This window comes from Actinoplanes sp. NPDC051633 (assembly GCF_040681735.1).
Lineage (GTDB): Bacteria > Actinomycetota > Actinomycetes > Mycobacteriales > Micromonosporaceae > Actinoplanes.
This window is the reverse complement of sequence record NZ_JBFAZH010000010.1, coordinates 21,164-27,361: the sequence shown is the minus strand read 5'-3', so window position 1 is coordinate 27,361 and position 6,198 is coordinate 21,164. Positions and strand designations below refer to the sequence as shown.

At 69.9% G+C, this 6,198-nt stretch carries 5 protein-coding genes; 1 reads left to right on the top strand and 4 read right to left on the bottom strand.

Annotated elements, in window-relative coordinates; all coding sequences use genetic code 11:
- Together AB0M20_RS01465 and AB0M20_RS01460 are read right to left on the bottom strand one after the other, a co-directional pair.
- On the bottom strand, positions 1 to 355 hold a 355-nt coding region (locus AB0M20_RS01465; RefSeq protein ID WP_364291911.1), incomplete at its 3' end, for a PhzF family phenazine biosynthesis isomerase.
- Complete coding sequence (locus AB0M20_RS01460) at positions 352 to 1,062, bottom strand: CPBP family intramembrane glutamic endopeptidase (protein WP_364291908.1); 711 nt, start codon at positions 1,060 to 1,062, stop codon at positions 352 to 354. The genes AB0M20_RS01465 and AB0M20_RS01460, both read right to left, overlap by 4 nt.
- A gap of 137 nt (positions 1,063 to 1,199) precedes the next feature.
- On the opposite strand from AB0M20_RS01460, the gene AB0M20_RS01455 reads away from it, so the two are divergent.
- Positions 1,200 to 3,044, top strand: coding sequence for an ABC transporter ATP-binding protein (locus AB0M20_RS01455; RefSeq protein ID WP_364291914.1), 1,845 nt, complete (start codon positions 1,200 to 1,202; stop codon positions 3,042 to 3,044).
- Here AB0M20_RS01455 and AB0M20_RS01450 read toward each other — a convergent pair.
- Both AB0M20_RS01450 and AB0M20_RS01445 read right to left on the bottom strand, forming a co-directional pair.
- Complete coding sequence (locus AB0M20_RS01450; protein WP_364291905.1) at positions 3,028 to 4,956, bottom strand: hypothetical protein; 1,929 nt, start codon at positions 4,954 to 4,956, stop codon at positions 3,028 to 3,030. The genes AB0M20_RS01455 and AB0M20_RS01450 overlap by 17 nt on opposite strands.
- 38 nt (positions 4,957 to 4,994) lie before the next feature.
- Positions 4,995 to 6,164 (bottom strand): Gfo/Idh/MocA family oxidoreductase, encoded by a 1,170-nt coding sequence (locus AB0M20_RS01445; protein WP_364291902.1) that lies wholly within the window; start codon positions 6,162 to 6,164, stop codon positions 4,995 to 4,997.
- Positions 6,165 to 6,198: the final 34 nt, after the last annotated feature.

Genomic DNA, 6,198 nt, shown 5'->3' with positions numbered 1-6,198 from the left:
TCGAGGTCGGCGGCGAGGTGAGGGCCGCGACCAGGCCGCCGTCCTCGACCCGGGTGTCGACGGCGACCTCGCCGGCGCGGGTGACCAGGTGCAGCCGGCCAGGCCCGGCACGTTCGGCGAGAGCGACCGCCGCGGCGACGGTCGCGTGGCCGCAGAACGCCACCTCCGCGACCGGGCTGAAGAACCGCACGACACCGCCGGGCAGCACGAAGGCCGTCTCCGAGTAACCGATGGCCGCCGCGATCGCCAGCATCTGGGCATCCGTCAGCGTTGCGGCGTCCAGCACCACGCCGGCCGGATTGCCGCCGTGACCGTCCTCGGTGAACGCGGCGTACCGCAGCACCTCGGCGGTCATCGGCCGGCCCGCCTGGTGACGAGGAACGCGGCGATCAGGCCGAGCCCGAAGGTCACCGCGTACCGGACCCGGTCGTCGGCCGGGCCGACGAGATCGCCGGTGGCGTTGAACGTCGCGTGGATCAGGCCGAGGGCGAGGATGCTGCCGCGGCCCCAGACGTCGAAGGCGCCGATCAGCAGCCGCAACCCGATGCCCGACACGATCATCACGGCGACGTTGTGGGCGACGCCGGAGCCGTAGAAGGCCAGCGGCAGGTGAACGGCGGTGAACAGCAGCGCGGTCAGGACGCTGCCGGGCACATACCCGAAGCGTGCGGTCGCGCGGCGCTGGACGAACCCGGCCCAGGCCATCTCCTCCCACAGGTTGATGATCAGCAGGCTGGACAGCACGTTGGTGAATCCGAAGGTCGTCAGGTCGGCGCCGGTCAGGACGCCCGTGACGACCGGGATCAGGGCGGCCGCCGGGATGAGCAGCCACAGCGGGCGCGGCGGGCGAACCGTGTCCACGAGCAGCCGCTTGACGGAGGGGCGGGTCAGCAGGACGGTGGGCAGCACCAGGCCCAGGAACAGGGTGCCGAGGATGAACGGCTCGACCGGCAGGTCGGCGAAGAGCGGGATGGACAGCAGCACCCACCCGACCGGGAGGGCGACGGCGGTGAAGACGAGCAGCGGTTCCGCGCTCGCTCGCTTCAATACGGAAGTCGTCATGCACGGCACGCTGCCCGGCCGGCGTTGGACGGTTGTTGGACCTGTGTTGGAATCGGGTTGACCTCAAGCTCGGTACAGGTCCTAACCTGCCGGGTATGAGCATGGAGGCGACCGCGTGGATGTCCCTGCACCACGCGATGCATCAGCGGGACAAGCGGCCCTTCTCACGGGAGACGCTGCGCCGGATCTGGGACTTCGCGCGGCCGCACCGCCGGCCGATCGTGTGGTTCCTGTCGACGAGTGTGCTGGCCGCGGTGCTGACCGTCGCGTCGCCGGTGCTGGCCGGCCGGGTGATCGACGTCATCACCGGCGGGGGCGACGACCGGCTGGTGCTCTGGCTGGCGCTGGCGATCGCCGGGATCGCCCTGGCCGAGGCCGGATTGTCGCTGCTCACCCGCTACCAGTCGGCGCGCATCGGCGAGGGGTTGATCGTCGACCTGCGCACCGCGGTCTTCGATCACGTGCAGCGGATGCCGGTCGCGTTCTTCACCCGCACCCGGACCGGGGCGCTGGTGTCCCGGCTCAACAACGACGTCATCGGCGCGCAGCAGGCGTTCAGCAACACGCTGTCGGGCGTGGTCAGCAACACCGTGACGATGCTGCTCACGCTCGCCGTGATGGTGACCTTCTCCTGGCAGATCACCCTGCTGTCGCTGGTCCTGCTGCCGATCTTCGTGCTGCCGGCCCGGATGATGGGCCGCAAGCTGGCCCGGCTGGAACGCGAGGCGGCCGAGCACAACGCGGCGATGAGCACCCGGATGACGGAGAAGTTCTCCGCGCCGGGCGCGACCCTGGTCAAGCTCTACGGCCGGCCCGCCGAGGAGTCCGCCGAGTTCGCCCAGCGCGCCTGGCGGGTCCGCGACATCGGCGTGCGCACGGCGATGCTGCAGTGGGTCTTCATCACGGCGCTCACCGTGGTCGGTTCGCTCGCTCTCGCCCTGGTGTACGGCCTGGGCGGCTTGTACGCCATCCGGGGACAGCTCGACGCCGGCAGTGTGGTCGCCCTGGCGCTGCTGCTCTCCCGCCTGTACGCGCCACTGACCGCGCTGGCCAGTGCCCGGGTCGAGGTGATGAGCGCACTGGTCAGCTTCGAGCGGGTGTTCGAGATCCTCGACCTGACCCCGATGATCCAGGAGAAGCCGGATGCCCGGCCGTTGCCGGAAGGTCCCGTGTCGGTGGAGGTCGATGACGTGCGCTTCGCGTACCCGTCGGCGGACAAGGTCTCACTCGCCTCGCTGGAGGATGTCGCCAAGCTGGACGCCCGCGGCGGTGAGGAGGTCCTGCACGGGGTGTCGTTCACCGCCGAGCCCGGGCAGCTGGTGGCGCTGGTCGGCTCGTCCGGCGCGGGCAAGTCGACGATCGCCCAGCTGCTGCCGCGGCTCTACGACGTCGAGGAGGGCGCGGTCCGGCTGGCCGGCAACGACGTGCGCGATCTGACGGCCGAGTCGATCCGCGGCGCGCTCGGTGTGGTCACTCAGGACGGTCACCTGCTGCACGACACCATCCGGGCCAATCTGCTCTTCGCCCGGCCCGACGCGACCGACGACGAGTTGTGGGACGCCCTGCGCCGCGCCCGCCTCGCGGACCTGGTGGAGGGGCTGCCCGATGGCCTGGAGACGATGGTCGGCGAGCGCGGCTACCGGCTCTCCGGCGGCGAACGCCAGCGGCTCACCATCGCCCGGCTGCTGCTGGCCGGCCCACGCGTGGTGATCCTGGACGAGGCGACCGCGCACCTGGACTCGACGTCGGAGGCGGCGGTGCAGGCGGCGCTGGGCGAGGCTCTCGAGGGGCGGACCAGCGTGGTGATCGCGCACCGGCTCTCGACGGTCCGGTCCGCCGACCAGATCCTGGTCCTGGAGGGCGGCCGGATCGTCGAGCGCGGCCGGCACCCGGACCTGCTGGCCCGGGGCGGCCGCTATGCGGAGCTGTACCGAACCCAGTTCGACACAGCTCCGCAGGCGACCGTTACGGCAGGGACCTAGGCCCGCTGCCCGGCTCGAGGCTGTCGACGGCCTCGGGGCCGAGGTGCACCTCGCCGGCCTTGCGCGACGTTTGCGCCTCGGCGTGCATCGCCTTGGCCGCGGCGCTCGGGTCGGCGCCGGACTTCTTCGCCGCCGCGACCACGCGGTTGTAGGCCTGCTCGGCCAGCGCGTAGGCGAGGCGGTACTCGTGCGCCGCGAACGCCTTCTTGGACAGGCCCAGCAGCAGGTCGGCCACCCGCAGGTCGGCGGTGCCCTTGCGGGCGCCCTTGGCGGCCAGCACGTCGGCGGCCAGGCGGTTCGCGCCCTCGTGGTACGCCGCGGTCAGGAACCGGTCGCTGTTGTCCCGGTCGAACTGGCTGAAGTCCCAGTTCAGGTCGATGTAACTCATCATCGAGTTGTTCTCGTCGCCGATCCACGAGAAGAAGTACTCGTTCACCGGCTCGTAGTCGACGCCCGACTCGCTGTCGTAGCCGTCGTGCGGGTGGCTCAGACCGAGGTGGTGGCCGCCCTCGTGGATCATCGTGGTGGTCAGGCCGTAGCCGGCGTCGACGATCTCCGGGGAGATGAACGAGAACACGTAGCTCTGGGTGCCGTCGACGTAGTTGTTGTCGGCGTAGCCCAGCGGGGTCGGGTAGTTCTCGCCCGTCGCGTAGTTGATGAACGGCACCTCGTAGTCGACCCGGCCGGCGTCGTCGCGGAACACCGCGTCGTTCTCGACGGCGTTGAGGTACGGGTTGGCGGTCGGCGGCAGTTCCTGGCCGTCGTAGCACGGCTCGTCGGTCACATACTTGCCCTCGAAGCACTCCAGGGCCTTACCGGTCAGCGGCAGATCCTGGTTGTCGTAGCTCAACCTGTTACGCCAGCGAAGGTCGGCCGTCTCCTCGAGGAGCAGGTCCGGCTTGATGTACTGCGCGGACGCGTCCACGCCAGGCCAGGCCTCATAGGTGTTGCTGTCCAGGTTGATGGACTTCGGCAGGCCGGACGGCAGGTCCACGGAGTACAGCGGCGAGGTCGTCATCAGCAGGTTGAGGCCGACGTACCGGGTGATCTTGGCCAGGTCGCCCGAGATCGCGCTGGGAGATCGGTAGCCGTTCGCGGCATACTCCCACGACACCGGCATCCGGTAGTCCTCGACACCGTCCTCGTCCAGGTCGGTCTGGTCGACGATGTAGTTGGCCATGTTGGACTCGGGGCCGGCGGACAGGTCGGTGAACCAGACGCGGCGGGTCGAGCCCAGGCCGGTCTCCTCGTCGTCCGCGGCGGTGCCGCCCCAGCCCATCATCTTGCGGCTGTCGCGCTGCACGCCGAAGTCGTAACCGGTGTCCGGGTCCGGCTCCCCGGTCTTGCGGTAGAGGTGGAACTTGAAGTCCGCCCGGCCGTACCAGTCGATCAGGAAGATCGTGTTGCGCTTGGTGTTCACCCCGCGCGGCGGGTTGTAGGCCAGATAGCGCTCGACGGTCGGCGCGTCGATGTAGTTGTTCTCGGTGATGTCGAGAACGTTCTTCTCCTGTTCGTTGTACGCCTCCTGGTACGCCGTCAGCGGCGCAGGGGTGGCGAGCGTGCCGAGCTTCTTGAAGAACTTGTCCTGGTACGCCTTGTCGGCGTAGGTGACGTTGTAGTCGTACGTGTATTTGATGCCGAGCTTCTGAGGGGTACCCGCGTACATGGTTGGGTACCGGTCGACCGGCTCGTAGGTCTTCGCCAGTCCGGCGGTGAACTCCCTCTGGTTGACCTCTTTGCGGTCGTAGCCGAGGAAGACGATATTGACCGGAACCCTCTCGGTCAGCTTGGGCTGCTGACCGGGGTTCAGGTGCGTGAACTTCGGTTTCGGTGCCGCGGCGTTCGCCGGTGTTGCCGACGCCCCCACCACTGCGGCAATCAGCGCCAATACAAGCGCAGCTCTCCGTGTCATGCGGTCACGCTGCCATTCGGCTACCGCACAGTAAATGCTTACATGGAAATATTTGCGCTTGTGAGATCCACCCACCGCCGTTGTTCCGCGGAGGCGGTCATCGCATCGAGGACCCGTGCGGCCGCGACCGCATCCTCGAGCGTGGTTCCGTAGGACTTCCGCTCGGAGATCGACCGCACGAAGCGATAGGCCTCGATGACCTTCAGGTCGTCGTACCCCATGGCGGTGCCCGAGCCGGGCTGGAACGCCGCGTACTCGCCCTGCCCGGGTCCGATGTAGATCGTGCTGACCGCCTGGTCCTGATACGCCGAGCCGACGCTGACCCCGAGCTCACCCATCCGGCGGAAGTCCCAGAACACCGCCCCGCGCGTGCCGTGCACCTCGAACCCGTACGCATTCTGCTCACCGACCGCGACCCGGCTCGCCTCGAGCACCGCCCGCGCCCCCGACTCCAGCCGCAGCTGCGCCGACACGTAGTCCTCGTTCTCCACCGGGCCCATCTCGCCGCCGGACGCCCGGGTGTGCCCGGCGGTCGCACCGGCCGGCCGGGCCCGCTGCGGCACGAAGACGGCCGTGTCGGCGACCAGCGACTCGATCTCCCCGAGCAGGAAGCGGACCAGGTCGGCGGCGTGCCCGGCCAGGTCGCCGAGCACCCCGTTGCCGCCCCGGGCGCGCTCGAACCGCCAGGACAGCGCGCCCTCCGGGTGGGCGGCGTAGTCGCTGAAGAACCGGAACCGGGCGTGCGTGACGGTGCCCAGCTCACCGCCGGCGATCAGGTCGCGGGCGGCCTCGACGGCCGGAGCGTTGCGGTAGTTGAAGCCGACCGTGCCGCGCACGCCCGACTCGCGCACCGCGGCGGCCACCGCGGCCGCGTCGTCGGCGGTGAGCCCGACCGGCTTCTCGATCCAGATGTGCTTGCCGGCGCGGGCCAGCGCATCGCCCATCTCCCGGTGCAGGAAGTTGGGCGCCGCGATGCTGACCGCGTGGATCCGCGGGTCATCGGCGAGCGCGCGCCAGTCGCGGGTGGCGGTGGCGAAGCCGTACCGCGCGGCCGCCTCCTCGGCCCGGCCGGGCACCTCGTCGGCCACCGCGACCAGCTCTGGTCGCACCCCGAGCTGCGGGAAGTGGTGCGGCACCCGCGGGTACGCCTGGGTGTGCACCCGCCCCATCCAGCCGAAGCCGGCCACCGCGACGCCGAGAGTCTCCATGGTGGGAAAGTCTGACACCGTGTCGACTCCCGGC

Bases quoted from the DNA above. Each gene is read 5' to 3' on its own strand.
- AB0M20_RS01450 (WP_364291905.1), bottom strand. From the start codon at position 4,956: ATGACACGGAGAGCTGCGCTTGTATTGGCGCTGATTGCCGCAGTGGTG.
- AB0M20_RS01445 (WP_364291902.1), bottom strand. From the start codon at position 6,164: ATGGAGACTCTCGGCGTCGCGGTGGCCGGCTTCGGCTGGATGGGGCGG.
- AB0M20_RS01455 (WP_364291914.1), top strand. From the start codon at position 1,200: ATGCATCAGCGGGACAAGCGGCCCTTCTCACGGGAGACGCTGCGCCGG.
- AB0M20_RS01460 (WP_364291908.1), bottom strand. From the start codon at position 1,062: ATGACGACTTCCGTATTGAAGCGAGCGAGCGCGGAACCGCTGCTCGTC.